Origin of the sequence: Pedobacter sp. N23S346 (genome assembly GCF_048515415.1) — a bacterium.
Taxonomy (GTDB): Bacteria; Bacteroidota; Bacteroidia; order Sphingobacteriales; family Sphingobacteriaceae; genus Pedobacter.
The window spans coordinates 1-19,430 of record NZ_JBLYEE010000014.1 but is presented as its reverse complement, the minus strand read 5'-3'; the positions used below and the strand labels follow the sequence as shown (position 1 = coordinate 19,430).

Genomic DNA, 19,430 nt, shown 5'->3' with positions numbered 1-19,430 from the left:
ATTAAAATGACGATTACACTTTTTAGAAAAATGTTTGGCGGGGTAATCGGTTTGCCATTCTGTAAACAGAAGGGGATAGGTTTGTATTTTTTTTAAAATATTTTCCGAAGAAAGAAGAATTGGAGAAGTTTAACGCCTCTGCAACACCTGATATATTAAGCGAATGATTAGCAAGTAAAATCTTAGCTTCTCCAATCACAATCTCATCTATCAGTTCTCCGGCAGTTTTTCCGGTAACTGATTTGACTACCTGAGATAAATGTCTGGGTGTTATAAATAACTTACTCGCATAAAAAATGACTTGCCGTTCGGTTCTGAAAAATTTAGAAAGCAGGTCAAGGAATCTGGTGGTGAGCTCAAATTTACTATCCCGTCTCGGTGGCTCCAGATCTTTACGGTTGTTATTCGAAAGCAGTAAATCATAAAGGATTTCAATAAAACTATTCCTGATTACATCGTTTCGATAAGGCATATCGCCCGGAATTTTCAGCTTCTTCTCCAGCGCAATCACGTTGTGGTATATATCATGGTATTCGTCTTTCGTTAAGAAAAACTTATTGATCGATTTTGCCTGAAAAATAGTGTATTGCTGCGCAGCAGTAAGAAAAAGTCCCTCTTTCGATAGGTAATCTTTGCTTACAGTAATCTTAATAAATGAAAAATCCGTATGATCAAGAACCTCATAAACGGAATCTGGGAAAATAAAAAAGATATCACGTTCCTTCAGAATTTCGTTTCTCACACTCGTTTTTACACTGATCTTGCCCTTCAACATCAGAATAAATCCATAAGAGGTTGCCCTGAATGGCTGATTACAAGACACATCAGTATTAGCCTGACTAATCCTCACAACTTCTATCCCCTCAACACCAGGTATACTTTGTTTAAGATTAATTTTTTTAGGAGGATTATGATTTAACTGTTCTTGCATGAGACTTAATTTAACATTCCAGCGTCAGCAAACATTAAAACCGTTACTTTCTGCACAGTTAACCAATTGGATGATGCCGAATTGTATTAAATGTAAGGAACGAAGTTAGACCCGAATATCTGATGTTATTGACTGCAACAAATCTAATATTCCATTACATATTTTAGTTTTTTTTCGAAAAATATGACGATTCGCTGATTAGAAAATTTAAATTTGATTAACAAATATATTTCTCAAATAACTGATAAACAGTTTTTTAGTATGTTTTTTATTAATTTTAAACCGTTTTACTTTTTTGTTATAAAAGTCAGTAAGTCGAAAAGTCAATTCATCTGAATGTCAAATTTCGGGCATCCCACATATTGACCAATAATTCCCACATTTTAACCTTTTTTAAGGTGATAATCTAGGTTAAAATTGCGTTATCAAATTGTTGCAAAATTATTACCGGAATCAGGCCGTTTTATTTCAGATAAAAATACCGTGTAATCCACTAAGTATTATTGGGCAAAATTTGCTAAGAACAAACATTTAGAATACACGCATGCGCAAAAAATTAATAGATAGAATCGACGCGTTTAAAGATGCTACCCTGATAAAAGAAAAGGGTTTGTATCCATACTTTAGATCTATAGAGTCTGCACAAGATACTGAGGTAATCATCGATGGAAAAAAGGTACTCATGTTCGGCTCAAATTCTTATTTAGGCTTAACTAACCACCCCAAAATCAAAGAAGCAGCAAAAATAGCTATCGATAAATACGGAACGGGATGTGCAGGCTCCAGGTTTCTTAACGGATCTCTTGATATTCATATTCAGCTTGAAAACCGATTGGCAGAATATGTTTCAAAGGAAGCAGCCGTATTGTTTAGTACTGGCTTTCAGGTTAACCTTGGCGTAATCTCCTGTTTGCTGGATCGGAATGATTATCTTATCTTAGATGAATACGACCATGCGTCGATTATTGATGGCAGTAGACTTTCCTTTTCAAGGACAATCAAGTACGCCCATAACGACATGGATGACCTGAGGAAAAAACTCAGTCGTTTACCAGAAGATGCAGCGAAACTGATCGTTTCAGATGGTATTTTTAGCATGGAAGGTGATTTAGTAAATCTTCCTGAACTGGTACAGATTGCAGATGAATTCGGTGCCAATGTGATGATGGATGATGCACATAGCTTAGGTGTGATCGGATTTAATGGCTCTGGTACGGCTTCGCACTTCAACCTGAACAACAGTGTGGATTTGATTATGGGAACTTTCAGTAAATCACTCGCTTCATTAGGTGGATTTATTGCAGGTGATGCTCAAACCATAGAATATATTAAACACCGCGCCAGATCATTGATGTTTAGTGCAAGTATGCCACCATCAGCAGTAGCTAGTGTTATCGCCGCCTTAGATATTATCGAATCTGAACCAGAACGTATTGATAAGCTGTGGCAAAATACGAACTATGCTAAAAAATTATTGGTAGAATCTGGTTTTGATATTGGACATAGCAATAGTCCGATCATTCCTGTTTACATTAGAGATAACATGAAAACATTTATGATTACAAATATCTTGCAGGAAAATGGAGTTTTTGTAAATCCTGTGGTTTCCCCGGCAGTACCATCAGATTCTTCTTTAATAAGATTTTCTCTAATGGCAACACATAGTTTTGAACAGATTGAAATTGCAATAGAAAAGCTTACAGCCGCTTTCAAGGCTGTTGACGTTAGTTTAGTTAGCGCACAATCATGAGAGAGATCATCAAGGTTTCTACGAAGAAACAGCTTGCTTCCTTTATAGATTTTCCGCATGATTTGCATGCGAATGATGTGAATTACGTTCCAGAGCTTTTTATAGCGCAACGTGATCTGCTCACTCCGGGCAAACATCCTTTCTATGAACATTCTCAAATCCAGTTATTTCTGGCTTATGAGAATGAGAAAATTGTAGGACGTATTGCCGCCATTAACAATACCAATCATAATAAAGTATATGAAGGCAAAGATGGTTTTTTTGGATTCTTTGACTGTATAAATAACCAGGAAATAGCAAATTTATTGGTTCATGCTGCAGAAGAGTGGTTAACTGAAAAAGGACTAACAAAAGTTTTAGGTCCGGTAAATTTCTCTACCAATGAAACCTGCGGATTACTGATTGAAGGCTTCGATGGGCCACCAGTATTGATGATGCCTTATAACCCGCCGTATTACCTTACCCTTTTGGAGCAAATCGGCTTTGTGAAGAATGTAGATTTACGTGCTTACCGCTACACAGCTGGAAATTATAACGATCGCTCTGTCGGTTTGATTGATAAAATTGAAGAACGCCTGCAGCGTAATGATATCGTTATCCGTAAAATAAACATGAAAGACTTCAAAAATGAACGTGAAGCCATTCGTGCAGTGTACAATAAAGCCTGGGATAAAAACCTTGGTTTTGTGCCATTAACCGATAAGGAATTCGATTATATGGCAAATGATATGAAGTTAATTCTTGATCCGGATTTCTGTATCTTAGCAGAGCAGAAAGGACAGATAGTTGGTTTTGCTTTGGCACTTCCAGATATTAACCAGATTCAGATTAAAATTAAGCGTGGTCGTTTGTTCCCTACAGGTTTAATTAAACTCTTAACCGGAAAGAAAAAGGTAAATGGGATTAGAATTTTACTTTTAGGCGTAATAGATGGTTACCGTAAAATGGGCATTGAAGCTTGTTTGTACGGAAATATTATCAAAAGTTTCGCTGCAAAAAACATGAAATACGCAGAAGCCAGCTGGACACTTGACCATAACGAAATGGTGAATAAGCCAATTGAAAATATCGGCGGACAGTTGTATCGGAAATACAGAATTCTCGAAAAAGAAATATGAAAAAGCGGGTATTGATTACAGGAGCAACGGGTTTTGTTGGATATCATTTAATCCAGGCAGCCTTGGCCAGTAATCTGGAAGTTTACATCAATGTGCGTAAATCGAGCGTAATATCACACCTTGCAGGTTTAGCAGTAAATCAAGTAGAACTGGATTTTGAATCTATTTATCAGCTTAAACAAAACATAGAAGAAAATAAGTATCATTACATTATTCATGCTGCGGCAACAACGAAAGCAAAAAACCGGGAAGAATATTTCCACACCAATGCCACTTATACCAGAAACCTGGCCGTAGCTTCAACATTATCAACGCATAAAATTGAGAAGTTTGAGTTTTTAAGTAGCCTGGCAGCTCGTGGACCTTTAAAAAATGATATCGACGTTAATTCGTCGAATCCAGTTACCAATTACGGCAGAAGTAAAGCCCTTGCAGAAACGTATCTAAATCAGATTTTAAATCTGCCGTTAATTGTTTTCAGGCCAACTGCAGTTTATGGACCAAGAGAGAAAGATATTTTTATCCTGATTAAGGGAATTAATTCAGGTGTTGAACTGCACGCGGGGAAACAGGAACAGCAGCTTTCTTTTATATATGTAACTGATTTGGCAAAGGTGATGATTGAGGCACTGGCATCTGATGTAGTAAATAAAACCTATAACCTCTCTGATGGCAATGTTTATAGCAAGTTTTCGCTTGCTGCTTACGTAAGAAAGGCACTTAATAAAAAGCCTTTCGTGTTGGAAATACCTATGCCGGTAATTAGAGGACTTGCCTGGACTTTAGAAAAAACACTTGGCTTTTTCGACAAAGTACCGGCACTAAATATTGATAAAGTTAACGAAATCACTGCCGCGAATTGGGTTTGTGATATCGATAAAATACAAAAAGACCTTGGCTTTGTGCCAAAGTACCAATTGGAAACCGGGTTAAATGAAACCATTGCCTGGTACAAAGAAAATAAATGGTTATAAATTAAAAGCTTAAATAGAAAATAGAATGAAAGAAGACGTAAAATCGGCCGATGGCAAGCTTGGGATTTTAATGCCCGGACTTGGTGCTGTTGCAACAACGATGATTGCCGGCGTAGCTGCAGTTAAAAGAGGCCTGTCAAAACCAATTGGTTCATTAACACAAATGGGAACCATTCGTATTGGTAAAAGAACGGAGAAAAAAGAGCCTAAAATTAAAGATTTTGTGCCCTTGGCCAACTTAGAAAATCTTGTTTTCGGTGGTTGGGATGTATATGAAGATAACGTATACGAAGCAGCAATGAACGCAAGAGTTTTAGATGCGAACCTTTTGCGTGATGTACGTGAAGAATTACAGGCAATTAAGCCTATGAGAGCGGCATTTGATCATAACTATGTTAAGAATCTAACCGGAACATATGTAAAAGAGGCTGCAACAAGGCACGAGTTAGCGCTTGAAGTGATGGAAGACATCAAAAACTTCAAAGCCACAAATAATTGCGATCGTATTGTATTGGTTTGGTGTGGTTCTACAGAAATCTATTTTGAGCCATCTGCTGTGCATGAAACACTTGCATCATTTGAGCAAGGCTTAAAAGATAACGATCCACTGATTGCGCCAAGTATGATTTATGCTTACGCGGCCTTAAAATTGGGTATCCCTTTTGCAAATGGTGCACCAAACTTAACAGTTGATATTCCTGCATTAATTGAGTTGGCAAAAGAAACCAATACACCTATTGCCGGTAAGGATTTCAAAACTGGTCAAACGTTAATGAAAACCATTTTAGCGCCAGGTTTAGCAGCCCGCTCATTGGGTGTTAATGGTTGGTTCTCTGATAATATTTTAGGTAACCGTGATGGTTTGGTACTGGATGATCCGGATAACTTCAAAACTAAAGAAGTTTCTAAATTAGGCGTACTGGAAGATATTTTCAAGCCTGATGTTAATCCTGATTTATATGGTGACATGTACCACAAAATCAGAATTAATTATTATCCGCCACACGGTGATAACAAAGAAAGCTGGGATAACATTGATATTTTCGGTTGGTTAGGCTACAAAATGCAGATTAAGATTAACTTCTTATGTCGCGATTCTATCTTAGCTGCCCCAATTGTTTTAGATTTAGCTTTATTTATGGATTTAGCTAAACGTGCAAACATGTCTGGTATTCAGGAGTGGTTATCTTTTTACTTAAAATCGCCACAAACAATTCCGGGTGTACCTGCAGAAAATGATATTTTCAAGCAATTGATGAAACTTCAAAATACGTTGCGCTATATAATGGGTGAAGATTTAATCACACATTTAGGCCAGGATTATGAAGAAGAAACTGTAGAAACAGCATAGTGTTAATTCATAAAATTATATCAACCAGTCTGGGAATTGGTTACATTGGCAAAGGGGCAGGTACTTACGCTGCTATAGCGACCTGCATTTGCTGGTACTTTTTCCAGACTGGATATAATTATCCCGGACTTGATGCAGTTCTGATTACCATTTTGATTACGCTGCAAGGCGTTAGAAGTGCAGATGTTGTAGAAGAGATTTGGGGAAAAGATCACCAAAGGGTAGTCATAGATGAAGTTGCCGGAATGTGCATCACGTTGCTATGTGTGCCTGTAAGGTGGGAGTATATTGTTTTAGGCCTGATTCTTTTTCGTTTTTTTGATATTTTAAAACCGCTCTATATCCGCAGGATGGAAGATTTACCTGGAGGTTTAGGCGTAATGGCTGATGATGTTCTTGCTGGAGTTTATGCCAATGTAATTCTTCAGTTAATAATCATATTCAAGATTTTTTAAAAGCCATGCTTCAGTTTCTTAAGGCCCAGGCATCATCATTAACCGCCTCGGCTGCAGATTTTCTAGTAACGCTTGCTGCTGTAAATTTATTTGGTTTATGGTACCTAGCTGCGAGCATTACAGGAACAATTGTTGGTGGAATTATTAATTTTTCCATAAACAGACATTGGGTTTTTGCTGCAAATACCAAGGCATTAAAATGGCAGGTGCTCAGGTATATTTTAGTTTGGCTCGGAAATTTAGCCCTGGTAACCGCGGGTGTCTATCTACTTACAAATTTCTTTCATCTCAATTACATGCTTTCCAAAGTGCTGGTATCAGTAGCTATTGGCACTAGCTACAATTATATAATGCAAAAACAGTTTATTTTTTCTCGTTAAATGAAACGTCCATCTAGTATTCGATTTTCTACTATTCTGCTCTCAATATTTACTTTATTGCTAACAGGAAACGTTTTAGCACAATCAACCGTGGTTTCGGGCACCGTTCGCGATGCCAGTACCAAAGAAACCTTACCATACGTGTCAGTGTTTTTTAAGGATACCAAAATCGGCACGCAAACCGATATCAATGGTAAATACACCATTAGCTCTTCAGGGCCGCAAACGGCATTGAGTTTTAACTATGTAGGCTACCAAACCATTACAAAAAATGTATTGCCTTCTGGTACCCAAACGCTTGATATATCACTGGCACCGAGTGCCAATTCTTTAGATGAAGTTGTTGTGGTTGGAGGAAAGAAAGTAAGATACCGCAATAAAGATAATCCAGCGGTAGAGTTGATCAGGCAGGTTATTGCGCATAAGGATGCGAATAGAATTAAAAGCTATCAAACGGTAGCTTACCAGCAATATGAAAAAATGCTCTTCTCGGTGAGTAACGTTTCTGAAAAGTTTAAGAGTAAGAAAATGTTTCGTAATTATCAGTTTCTGTTTCAGGAACAGGATTCGACCTTAATTGGTGGAAAAAACCTGCTGCCTGTTTATATTCAGGAAAGTTTATCTGATAACTATCTAAGTAAAGATCCGTTAAAATCGAAGTCAGTAGTAGTAGCACAGAAACAAGTTGAGTTTGATGCTAAATACATTGATAATAAAGGTATGAAAGCTTATTTCGACAGGATGTACCAAGATATTGACATCTATCAGAACAACATTTCTGTAATCAGCAATGACTTTTTAAGTCCTATTGCAGATGGAGCCCCCACTTTTTACAAATTTTTTATCACCGATACGCTTAAAAACCAGAAACCTCAGGTAATAGAACTTTCTTTTACGCCGCGAAATGCTGGTGATATGTTGTTCGAAGGAAAATTGTACGTAACCAATGATGGGCAGTATGCAGTAACTGGTGCAACATTTGGCGTTAATAAAGCAATTAACCTGAATTTTGTAAGGGCATTAAAAATCGACCTGAATTTCGAACCAAATGCTGTGGGGAAATATAACCTCTCTAAAAGCAAATTGCTGGCAGATTTTGGGATTGGTAAAACCAAAGGCATTGGTTTTACCGGCGAGCGGACAGTCACTTTTAAAAAGTATCAATTCGATGCTAAACTACCCGATACCATTTTCCAGGGAAAAAGTAAGGTAGTTTTGGCCGATGCAAATAAACGGAATGATTTATACTGGAAGCAAAACAGGTTGGATACCATATCTGCCAATCAGTTGAAAATTTACGGCAATATTGATACATTGCAAAATCTCCCTTCCTTTAAAAGAACCATGAAAATTGTAACGCTGCTTTTTGCCGGTTATCAAAATTATGGCCCTTATGAAATCGGACCGGTAAACACTTTCTATAGCTTTAATAATGTAGAAGGATTTCGTTTGCGACTAGGCGGACGTACTACTCCAGAATTAAGTAAACGGTTCTATTTTGAAAATTATGCCGCTTATGGCTTTAAAGATGAAAAATGGAAGTTTTTCCTTTCCGGAACTTACTCCATTAATAATAAATCCATTTACGAATTTCCTCAGAATTATATCAGAGCCAGTTTTCAAAGAGATACTAAAATTCCGGGTCAGGAGCTTCAGTTCGTACAGGAAGATAACTTTTTATTATCTTTCAAACGTGGTGTAAATGATATGTTGCTATACAACGACTTTTACAAAGTTGATTATATTAAAGAATATGAAAATCACTTTTCTTATGCGTTAGGTCTGAAAAAATGGAGCCAGACACCTGCTGGTGGCTTATCCTATCAGAATGATGCTGGACAATTGGTAAACAGGCTTACAACCAGTGAGGTTTCTCTGGCATTGCGTTATGCGCCGAATGAGAAATTTTATCAGGGTAAAATTTATCGGGCGCCGATTATAGACCGTTATCCGGTATTTAACTTAAGGTATACCGCAGGTTTAAAAGGCGTATTGGGTGGAGAATATAACTACCATAATATTATGGGAAGCATTGATAAAAGATTTTACCTTTCTCAATTGGGATATAGTGATGTTACTTTTGAAGGAGGATACGTGGCAGGGAAAGTTCCATTTCCATTGCTCGATATCCACAGAGCCAATCAAACTTATGCCTATCAGCTAACTTCTTATAACTTGATGAACTTTTTAGAGTTTGTAAGTGATCACTATGTGAGCATCAGTATAGATCATAACTTTAATGGTTTCTTTTTCAATAAAATTCCATTAATAAAGAAGTTAAAATTAAGAGAAGTTTTTACTTTTAAAGCTTTATATGGTGGATTGCGTGATGAAAATAATCCGGCAGTAACTCCAGGGTTGTACAGGTTGCCAGATTATGAAGATGGTTCTAAACGGACTTATTCCTTAGGCAAAGATCCTTACATTGAAGGTAGTGTTGGTGTCGGAAATATCTTTAAATTGCTCCGTGTAGATTTAGTTAAGCGTTTTAACTATTTAAACCATCCATCTGTATCAGAATGGGGGATAAGAGCAAGGGTAAAATTCGATTTTTAAAAATTGATTATGAAAGCAAATTTAAGAGATAGTTTACAACTGGGGATTTATAAAGTAATTAATCCTTTTGTTAGAGGCTTGATTAAAATAGGATTAACACCAAATGCCGTAACCACGATCGGCTTAATCCTGAACATCGGCGTGGCAGTCATTTTTGTATTGGGGGCAGAGAAGTCAAACCGTGGCGACATGTCTTATATTGGTTGGGGTGGTGCTTTGGTACTTTTTGCAGGTCTTTTCGATATGCTGGACGGACAGGTGGCCCGTTTAGGGAACATGAGCTCGAGATTCGGTGCTTTATATGATTCTGTATTAGATCGTTATAGTGAAATGATTATGTTCCTTGGGATCTGCTATTACCTGGTTTCCCATCATTATTTTTTGAGTTCCTTATTCGCATTTATCGCGTTGATTGGTTCTATGATGGTGAGTTATACCAGGGCAAGGGCAGAAGGGCTGGGTGTAGAATGCAAAGGCGGTTTAATGCAACGCCCGGAGCGGGTGGTAACCATTGGCGTTTTCGCAATCGCTTGTGGTATAGCCGGTCAGTTTTTAGGCGGCGATTATAAAATCTATGTCCCTGGAATTTCCTTTCACGTTTTCGAAACGATGTCTATTTTTACCATTCCCATTACCATAATGGCCTTATTAACCAACATCACGGCAGTGAAAAGGTTGCAGGAAGCAAAAAAAGGATTGGAAGCGCAAGAATTGGCAGAGAAGAAGATAAATAATAAAGCTGCTTTAATTGTTGGTTTTAGTTTGTCAGTGGCTTTAATAGGCTTAGGTGCTATGCCAGTGCAAGCTCAGGATCCTTCACCACTTCATTTTCCGGTTCCTAAAGACATCAGTAATCAATTATTTTACTTGCAACGCGATCCCAATACCAACACCATTATCTGCCAGTTAAATGTAGATAAAAATGGGGAAGTGAATGTTAAAGAACCAGTTAATGTGTTTTGGATGCGTTATGGAGATCAGGGTGAGAAAAAAGACCTGAGTTACATTCAACGCAAATTTGCTTATGGAATTTTGACCAAAAGTTTAGGTAAAGGAGAATTCGAGCTTCGCTTTACTTCTCACAAAAATCTTCCAATGTATCTGAATAAATCGGCGGCAGATAAAAAGTACCATGTTTTTGCAACTATAAACAATAAGAAGATGCAAATAGATAGAATTTTTTTAAGAATAGAAGGGGGATCCTTCTGGTTACCCAATGTTAAATATGTCGAAATTAAAGGTTTAGATGCTAATAATCCAACCAAAGTTTTAATTGAGCGAATAAAAGTTTAAAATTATGAAAAAGAATTTTGTTTCGAATTCATCATCATCCATCAGGATGTTTAAGAACGATCTTCTGGAAAGCCTGTCAAAGGTTAAATACTACGTACCATTAATCGTTTATGTCCCCGTTATTGGCTTCCTGTTTTATAAGTCATTTTGGGATGTAGAAATGTCACTTATTAGCTTCATTGGATGGTTTTTAAGTGGTTTGGCCATCTGGACCATTACCGAATATATTTTACACCGTTATGTATTTCATTTCGAACCCGATGCAGAATGGGGTAAAAAGATTCATTTCATTTTTCATGGCGTGCACCACGATTATCCGAACGATGCAAACCGGTTGGTGATGCCGCCTTCTGCCAGTATCCCTATGGCATTAGGTTTTTATTTCCTTTTTGATTGGCTACTGCCTGAAACTAAAGTTTATCCTTTCTTTTCTGGCTTTATATTAGGCTATCTTTTTTACGATATGGTTCACTATGCGTTACACCATGCCAATTTTAAAAGTGCTTTTTGGAAACGGCTAAAACAACACCATATGCTTCACCATTATTCAGATTCTACTAAAGGCTATGGCGTAAGCTGGACTTTTTGGGATAAAATTTTCCAATCAAATTTTGAGAAAAAATAAAATGCAAGAAAATAACCTTCAGGGAAATCCATTTTTCGCGCCGAAGACCTTATACACTACAACACTTATTTCCCTTGCATACCTGCTATTATCAATTTTGCTGGTTGGCTTTAAAACCGATCAACTGGTATTGATATTTATTTTTAATGCCCTTTTTTATATATCGGTAGGAACCAGAAAGTTCATTCTTGGCTTTTCTATTTTCATCGTGTATTGGATTATTTTCGATTACATGAAAGCCTTTCCAAACCATCTTTACAATACGGTCCATATTGAAGATTTATATCAAACGGAAAAAAAGTTGTTTGGCATTAACTTTAATGGCCAATTGCTTACGCCTAACGAATATTGGAAACTGAATACCAATCACTTTTTAGATGTGATAACAGGATTCTTTTACCTGATGTGGGTTCCTGTACCTTTGGCATTCGCAGCCTATTTGTTCTTCAAAAATCAGAAACAATTCGTTTATTTTTCCCTTACCTTTTTATGGGTTAATCTTTTAGGTTTTGTAATTTATTATTGTTTTCCGGCGGCACCACCATGGTACGTACAGGAACATGGCTTTCAATTTATCTCTGGCACAGCTGGAAATACGGGCGGGCTAGCCCGTTTTGATCAATTTTTTGGCATTCATCTCTTTCAAGGCATTTACAGCAAGGGTTCAAATGTGTTTGCGGCGATGCCATCACTGCATTCTTCCTATCCGTTAATTGTATTATATTATGGTTTAAAGAATAAGTTGGGAGCGGTTAACATCTTCTTTGCACTTTTAGCTTTCGGAATTTGGTTTGCAGCTATTTATAATAGTCACCACTATTTATTGGATGTGATAGCGGGAGTTCTGTGCGCTACAGTCGCCATTGCAAGTTTTAATCATTTTTTAACCAATACCATGTTCAGGGATAACCTGAGGTGGTTAATTAACAAAATTCGCTAGTTGCCTGTTAATAGAAATTCTGGCTTTAATTGCCATTTGATTCAAAAAAAAATGCCGCTCTCGCGGCATTTTCTCATTATTGAATCTCAATTTGTCTGGAGATCGCTTTAGCTTCTTCTTTTTTCGGCAAGCTAAGTTTGAGTACTCCTTCCTGATAGCTCGCCTGAATTCGATCTACATCCGCACTTTCAGGCAAGGTGAATGAACGGGTAAAAGCAGCATAACTAAACTCTCTTCTGGTGTAGGATTTTTCGCTTTCGCTACTCTCCGTTTTTTTCTCAGTAGAAATGATTAGCATATCCCTTTCTACACTCACTTTAAAATCTTCTTTTCTAAGTCCGGGTGCTGCTAACTCAATGTGATAAGCATCTGGCGAATCTGAAATGTTTACCGAAGGAACATTACTGATCCGGCGGCTTGAAAAGAAATTGTCTTCTAAAACCGATTCGAAAATGTCATTAAAGCCTGGCAATAATACATTGTTCTTTTTTTCTGGATTGAATTTAACCAATGTCATAGTTTTTCTCCTTTTAATGGTTTAATAATAAATGGACTATAAATCAATTAATTTTAATTTGCTCGCTTCTCGCAAGCACGATAAGGCTAAATCAATTGTTGTGCCAAGCGTTATTTCCACTTAAATTATTGGTGACACCTGAAAAATTTTCATTTTTTGTGAAATATTTTCAGATCCAGACTGAAAATATTTCAGATTTGAAGATGAAATCAGTTAAAAAGAATTGATTCCATCTATCGGCTGGTGTCTCACCAACCGAAAAACTCATGCCTATAAATGCAATGGTATTGACAAATTGACAAGATAAAATTTAGGCTGGTCGATGAGGTGCTAATAACTAGATTAATGAACTCTTTAATAGCTATAGTTGTAAGATTGCTTTGTCGGCTAAAAGCCTCCTCAAAATGACGACTTATCTATTCCATCTATTGGCTGGTGTCTCGCTAACCAAAAAAACTCAGAGGTTCATGGCATTGATGCTTAGATAAACAAAAATCCCTCTTAATTAATGATTAGGAGGGATTTGTAGTTTGTACTCATTAGTTACTTTCATCCGAAAGAGGAAAGATTGTCATCGTTAATCTTTCAGGCTGAACTGCCTGATGCAATTATAGTAATATTCAAATATAAAAACAATATTTACTGAATAAAATAAGACAGGCCTACAGAATCCACTGCAGACCTGTGATTAGATTAGTCATCAATCTAATTTAAAGAAAGTAAATGTAACAAAAGAGTTAAGTGTATTTAATGATATTTTAAAATAAATTGCTTATTTGTTTCGTGTAAATTCTATAGGATATGTAGTCTATTGATAAAATTAAGGCTATTAAATCCAAATATGTTCAGTATTTGATACTTTAGTTTTTATGCTTAGGTTTAATTAAAGTTGTTGAGATTTGTCAACAAAATAATTTGTGGGATGCTATAAAAAATCCCATTTACTTGCATCAATATGTTGCGGGAAGCCATACATTATTCCTTTAGTGTTTAATGAACTTATTTGGCGAATCAGTAACAAAAATTTTATAAGGCTAAATAGCCTAATTTTCTAGATTTATCACCGCTCAAAAATTTTATTGGTATATCCAGTATATTTCAAGATATTAGAAAGATCTACACATAAGAAATAAAACATGCAGGAATCCATCCTTCCAAAATTAGAAGCGTCGAGAAAAGAATTGCTGGATTTAGGTATGCGCAACACACTCCTGAATTATAAAATGCCAAAAGCACGTGGCATCCATGTAATTCAGGAAAAGTCGGTCTCTATCTTTGAAATTATTGTTCGCCAAAACAAGGCGATGACTTTTCTGAGCAGGCCCGGTAAGGACGATGATGATACCATAGAATGGCCGGAGGTTACTAAAGAGGAACTCGAAAACGCTTACAATGATACCCGCTTGCAAACCAGTGAAACCGAGCAGAAACTTCAAACCAAAATTCTAAATACTTACTATTTTGCGCGTACAAGCATAGAAGAGCAGGGGGTAAATATTCTGTATTTATCGTTGGGGATGCTGAACTGGTATGAACAGGGAAATACTGACGAGCCACGCCAGGCACCACTACTTTTAATTCCGGTAACGCTAGAAAGATCAAGCGCCAGCGAGCGTTTTAGACTAAAGTATACCGGTGGAGAGATTGGCGCCAATCTTTCGCTACAAGCTAAAATGATGGCAGACTTTAATATCACCATCCCAGATCTGGGTGATATTGAAGATTTCGACCTTCAAACCTATATAGACGATGTAGCAGTAAGGGTAAAGCACCACAAACTATGGAATATAGATCAGGATGCAATAGAACTTGGTTTCTTCTCCTTCGGTAAATTTATGATTTACGACGATCTGGATAGTAACAAATGGCCGGAAGATGGGAAACCAGATGCGCATGCTATTTTGAATTCGCTTTTTGGTGCAGGCTTTACTGATGCTGAACCTACAGCCAACGATGATCATAATTTAGACAAAGAAACAAATGCACATGAGCTTTTTCATGTGGTAGATGCAGATAGTTCTCAGGTATTGGCAATGCTCGCCGTACATGAAGGCCGGAATTTAGTTATTCAGGGTCCTCCGGGTACAGGCAAATCGCAAACAATTACCAACCTCATTGCTAATGCAGTGGGCCAGGGGAAAAAAGTGCTGTTTGTGGCGGAGAAAATGGCTGCCCTGGAAGTGGTGAAACGCCGTCTTGATTCTATCCATTTAGGAGAAGCCTGCTTAGAACTCCATAGCCATAAATCCAATAAAAAGGAATTACATGCAGAGTTGAAGCGCGTTCTTGAGCTTGGAAAACCTGCGCTAACCCATTTGCAGAATGAGTTAGTGGAATTAGATGCTTACCGTGGAAAGCTAAACGGTTACTGTAATTCAATTAATGGCGAAATTGGCAAAAGTGGGTTATCCGGACAGAAAGTGATTGGTTATCTGCTGCAAATTGCCGATATCTACAATGACATTAAACTCGTTAATATACCGATTACTGATCTGGAAGCTTGGGATATGATCCGGATGAGCAGCGCAGAAAAAAGGGCTGAAGAGATCTCAGCCCGGTTAAAGGAAATCGGTATTCCGTCTAAATTGATATTTTACGGAACAAAACTTAAAGTTTTGCTTACTCACGAGCAGGAGACTTATCAATCGCTAATCAGTAACGCACTAAGTGCCACAAAAACTTTAGAACAGGTTGCAAAAGATGCAGCCTCCTGGTTATTAATGCAAATACCTGAAATTTCTACAGAAATTGAAAGACTGATCTCGGTGGCTAAAGTTATTGCTTCACGACCTGATTTAAGAGAAATAGCAATTAAGGATTCAGCGTGGAGTACCAATTATGAAGATATTCGCGATTTGCTCGAAACAGGCGAAAAACTCGCATACTTAAAGCAATCTTATGAGGAGATTTTATTGCCGGAAGCGTGGGGTCAAAATGTACTCCAGATTCGTCAAAACTTAATCTTACATGGTCAAAAGTGGTATAAATTCATTATTGGAGACTACAAAAGAAGTGTTAAAGAACTGGCTTCTTTTGCTAAAGGGTCTTTACCTGGCGATCTGGACGGTAAATTAAAGTATATCGATGATATTTTGGAGGTTAATAGATTAAATGCTGAACTGGCGGAATATGAACCACTGGCACAAAGGCTTTTTGGAAGCCGATGGCAAAAATTGAAAACCCGCTGGCAGGAGTTAAATCAAATTCTTCAATTTATTTCCAAAGTACAAAAAGACATCTCTAACAGGATTTATCCCGAAACATTATTAAATATATTGATTAGAAATGATCATCCTGGACTTGCTTCTGATTGGATTGAAAAACTTACAAATGCTGCTTCAAATCAGCAAGCAAACTTTGCTACGCTTTTAACTAAACTCAATTTTGATGATCACCTGGTTTCTCAAGATCAAAGGCTTGCGCTTCTGAATTTTAAAGCACAAATAAATTTATTGCAATTATGGTCCGATCATTTTGTAGAGATTCATCATGCCATTCAATGGAATAATCTGGTAGAGGTGAGTGAGACGGAAGGCTTTAGTGAGTTAACAAAATTTGCCACTACCTGGGAACATGCGGCTTCCTACTTAAAGGTTGCCTTGCAGAAAACCTGGTATGAGCATTTGATTACGCAGGTAATTACAGAAAGACCGCCTCTACGTGGTTTTGACCGCGCAAGTCATGAAGATAATATCGAAAAGTTTAAGTCGCTTGATGTGCTTAATCTCGTTTACAACCGGGCTCGTGTTGCGCTGAAACATTATGAATCGTTACCTAAATCAGAAGGTGGTGGACAGATGAGCGTTTTGCGGACAGAATTCAATAGAAAAGCCAGGCATTTACCTATCAGAAGATTGATGCAGGAAGCAGGCCTGGCCATTCAGGCCATTAAACCGGTATTCATGATGAGTCCGATGTCGATCGCCAGCTTTCTTCCGCCAGGCGAAATTGAGTTTGATCTCGTTATTTTTGATGAAGCCAGCCAGGTACGTCCGGTAGAGGCTTTAGGTGCGATATTAAGAGGGAAACAATTGGTAGTAGTGGGGGATACAAAACAATTACCGCCGACCAGTTTCTTTGATAAGTTAAATACCGAAACGGAGGATGAGGATAATGTAACAGCAGACATGCAGAGTATTTTAGGCATGACTGATAGTCAGGGCGCACCACAACGGATGTTGCGCTGGCATTACCGGAGTCGGCATGAATCTTTGATCAGCCTGTCTAACCACGAATTTTACGAAAATAAATTGGTCGTATTCCCAAGTCCGGGATCGAAATATAAAATGGGTTTGGCCTTTCATCACCTTCCGGATGCAGTTTACGATCGTGGTAAAACCAGAAGCAATCCGAAAGAAGCAGAAACGGTTGCAGAAGCCGTGATTCAGCATGCGCTTCAAAACCCGAAACAAAGTCTTGGTGTGGTTGCCTTCAGTACTTCGCAGATGCAGGCCATACAAAATGCACTTGAGTTGAAACGGAGGAAAAATCCGGAGGTGGAGAACTTTTTCAGAAGCCACAGTGATGAACCTTTCTTTGTGAAAAACCTGGAAAATGTTCAGGGTGATGAGCGGGATGTGATTTTCATCAGCATTGGCTACGGCCGGATTGAAGACGGAAAAGTGCCAATGAGTTTTGGCCCTTTGAATAATGAAGGTGGGGAAAGACGGCTAAATGTTTTGATTACCAGGGCGAAATACAGGTGTGAAGTTTTTGCTAATATTACTTCAGACGATATTACGACCACCGCCACCACGAAATTTGGTATTCGTGCTTTAAAGAGCTTCCTTTATTTTGCACAGCATGGGAAATTTGATGTGGATCAGGATGTGCCAATATTAACCGAACGTCCGTTTGAACAAATGGTCGCCGATCGGTTAGCCGGCGCAGGTTACACCGTGAGAAACAAGGTAGGATCTGAAGGTTTTTACATCGATTTGGCGGTTGTTGATCCAGATCATCCCGGGAGGTATTTAATTGGAATTGATTGTGATGGAGAATCTTATGGAAAATCTAAATCAGCCCGTGATCGCGATCGGTTGCGTAAACAAGTTTTGCATGGAATTGGCTGGAAAATGATCCACCTTTGGAGCACGGAATGGTACCGCAACCCAAATAGAGAATTTCAACGGCTGCTCGAATTTATTTCAGCAGTTAAAGCACAAATATCGCTAGATGATCAGGTAGAGGAAGAAATTCATCCTGAACTAAATACGCTGATCAGGGAAGTACCAGAAGAGGTAGATTTGAGTATTCCGGTTTATGAAATTGCCAGTCTGGTAATTGATCAACCGGTTGATGAGCTACACCTTATTCCGTTCGGTAAATTGGGAAACTGGATAGCAACGATAGTGGAAAAGGAGAGTCCTGTACATTTTGAGGAGATGACCAGAAGGATTGCTGAAGCAGTTGGTATTTCTAAAATTGGTTCAAGAATTCGTTATACGCTGGAAGCCGCTGTCAATTACGCAGTAACTGAAGGTCTGATTACTAAAAAAGATGATTTTTTGTGGCATCCTGCAATGGAGAAAGCGACTATTCGCGATAGATCAGGCTTAAGCAGCGCATCTAAAAAATTGGCATACATTGCCCCGGAAGAAATGAGTTTGGCAATTGCTAAAGTAGTAAGTGAATCCATTGCCATTCAGCCAGATGTAGCAGCAACTTTGATTGCGAGATTGTTTGGCTTCAGCAGAGTTACTGAAGAAATGAAGAAAGAATTACTGCGCATACTGGAAGTAAATGTGAGTTCGGGTGTGATCAGGAAAGATGGAGAGGTGTTAAAAGAAAATTTGGCTTTTTAAACGTTTGTTTATCATTTTAAATCGTTAAGCCTAAGTAGTTATAATAAACTTTATATAAACGGTCGTCATTGCGAGAAACGGTTTTTCTCCGTTTCGTGGCAACCTCCTGGCGGCTAAAGCTATAACAGATAGGAGATTGCCACGAACATTACTGATAGAGGATCGGGAAATGTTCTCGCAAGAACGATTTTTTATTGAGGGATCGTCCTCCTGAACTTGATTCAGGATCTTATCATAGTAAGGTGCTGAACTAAATCCGATAGCTATCGGATCAGCATGACGATTTATTTAGAGAATCTCTCGCGGAATCGTCCTTGCTAGAAACGGTTTTTCTCCGTTTCGTGGCAACCTCATTGCTGTTTCAGTTTGATTATCGATCTTTTAATACATTGAATTTATAGGTATGAGTTTTCGGTTGGTGTCTCACCCAATGCTATTAACTTATCGATATAAATATTTGAAAATCAAATATTTATATCAATATTTAATTATTAAAAAAGCAATATAAAGATGAGTATAATTTCTTCAAATCAAAAAGGGGAGCAACATAAAGTGGCTCCTAAAAAAAACATTTGATTTCATTCAGGATAAAAATAATTTTTCTCAATATTTTAAAGAGCCAATCTTTTTTACACGCACACGAAGTTTAAGCTTTCCGGTTGTTGTTTCTACTATATTAAATCTTTTTAAAGAATCTGTAGCGTATAATATTTCTACAATTTTGCCCAGTTTATCA

13 protein-coding genes are annotated in these 19,430 nt (G+C 37.8%); 11 read left to right on the top strand and 2 right to left on the bottom strand.

Annotated features, from left to right (window positions below):
* Positions 1-22: 22 nt before the first annotated feature.
* The gene (locus ACN1CD_RS20185) at positions 23-931 is read right to left on the bottom strand and encodes a helix-turn-helix domain-containing protein (RefSeq protein ID WP_419132215.1); all 909 of its coding nucleotides are present in this window, start codon (positions 929-931) and stop codon (positions 23-25) included.
* Positions 932-1,475: 544 nt separating this feature from the next.
* Between ACN1CD_RS20185 and spt the strand changes: the two genes are divergently transcribed.
* From spt to ACN1CD_RS20135, 10 genes are read left to right on the top strand one after another with little or no spacing between them, the layout of a single operon-like run.
* The gene (gene spt, locus ACN1CD_RS20180) at positions 1,476-2,681 is read left to right on the top strand and encodes a serine palmitoyltransferase (RefSeq protein ID WP_419132214.1); all 1,206 of its coding nucleotides are present in this window, start codon (positions 1,476-1,478) and stop codon (positions 2,679-2,681) included.
* A complete protein-coding gene (locus tag ACN1CD_RS20175) occupies positions 2,678-3,799 on the top strand; it encodes a hypothetical protein (RefSeq protein WP_419132213.1) in 1,122 nt (373 codons plus the stop codon). Before spt ends, ACN1CD_RS20175 begins: the two co-directional genes overlap by 4 nt.
* The gene (locus tag ACN1CD_RS20170) at positions 3,796-4,773 is read left to right on the top strand and encodes an NAD-dependent epimerase/dehydratase family protein (protein WP_419132212.1); all 978 of its coding nucleotides are present in this window, start codon (positions 3,796-3,798) and stop codon (positions 4,771-4,773) included. The genes ACN1CD_RS20175 and ACN1CD_RS20170 overlap by 4 nt, the downstream gene beginning before the upstream one ends.
* 25 nt (positions 4,774-4,798) lie before the next feature.
* Entirely contained in the window at positions 4,799-6,124 is a 1,326-nt protein-coding gene (locus ACN1CD_RS20165) for an inositol-3-phosphate synthase (RefSeq protein WP_419132211.1), read from the top strand.
* Positions 6,124-6,579 carry a phosphatidylglycerophosphatase A gene (locus ACN1CD_RS20160; protein WP_419132210.1) on the top strand — a complete coding sequence of 152 codons (456 nt, stop codon included), beginning with the start codon at positions 6,124-6,126 and terminating at the stop codon, positions 6,577-6,579. Before ACN1CD_RS20165 ends, ACN1CD_RS20160 begins: the two co-directional genes overlap by 1 nt.
* Before the next feature lie 5 nt (positions 6,580-6,584).
* The gene (locus ACN1CD_RS20155) at positions 6,585-6,959 is read left to right on the top strand and encodes a GtrA family protein (protein ID WP_419132209.1); all 375 of its coding nucleotides are present in this window, start codon (positions 6,585-6,587) and stop codon (positions 6,957-6,959) included.
* The gene (locus tag ACN1CD_RS20150) at positions 6,960-9,515 is read left to right on the top strand and encodes a DUF5686 family protein (RefSeq protein ID WP_419132208.1); all 2,556 of its coding nucleotides are present in this window, start codon (positions 6,960-6,962) and stop codon (positions 9,513-9,515) included.
* Between the two features lie 9 nt (positions 9,516-9,524).
* Positions 9,525-10,808: a DUF4833 domain-containing protein gene (locus ACN1CD_RS20145; RefSeq protein WP_419132207.1), complete on the top strand. Its 1,284-nt coding sequence runs from the start codon at positions 9,525-9,527 to the stop codon at positions 10,806-10,808.
* A gap of 4 nt (positions 10,809-10,812) precedes the next feature.
* A complete protein-coding gene (locus tag ACN1CD_RS20140; protein ID WP_419132206.1) occupies positions 10,813-11,433 on the top strand; it encodes a sterol desaturase family protein in 621 nt (206 codons plus the stop codon).
* 1 nt (position 11,434) lies between these two features.
* A complete protein-coding gene (locus ACN1CD_RS20135) occupies positions 11,435-12,373 on the top strand; it encodes a phosphatase PAP2 family protein (RefSeq protein ID WP_419132205.1) in 939 nt (312 codons plus the stop codon).
* A 76-nt stretch (positions 12,374-12,449) separates the two neighbouring features.
* Here ACN1CD_RS20135 and ACN1CD_RS20130 read toward each other — a convergent pair whose 3' ends face one another.
* The gene (locus tag ACN1CD_RS20130; protein WP_419132204.1) at positions 12,450-12,890 is read right to left on the bottom strand and encodes an Hsp20/alpha crystallin family protein; all 441 of its coding nucleotides are present in this window, start codon (positions 12,888-12,890) and stop codon (positions 12,450-12,452) included.
* Positions 12,891-14,026: 1,136 nt separating this feature from the next.
* Here ACN1CD_RS20130 and ACN1CD_RS20125 point away from each other — a divergent pair.
* Positions 14,027-18,694, top strand: coding sequence for a DUF3320 domain-containing protein (locus ACN1CD_RS20125; RefSeq protein ID WP_419132203.1), 4,668 nt, complete (start codon positions 14,027-14,029; stop codon positions 18,692-18,694).
* The last annotated feature ends 736 nt before the right edge of the window (positions 18,695-19,430 follow it).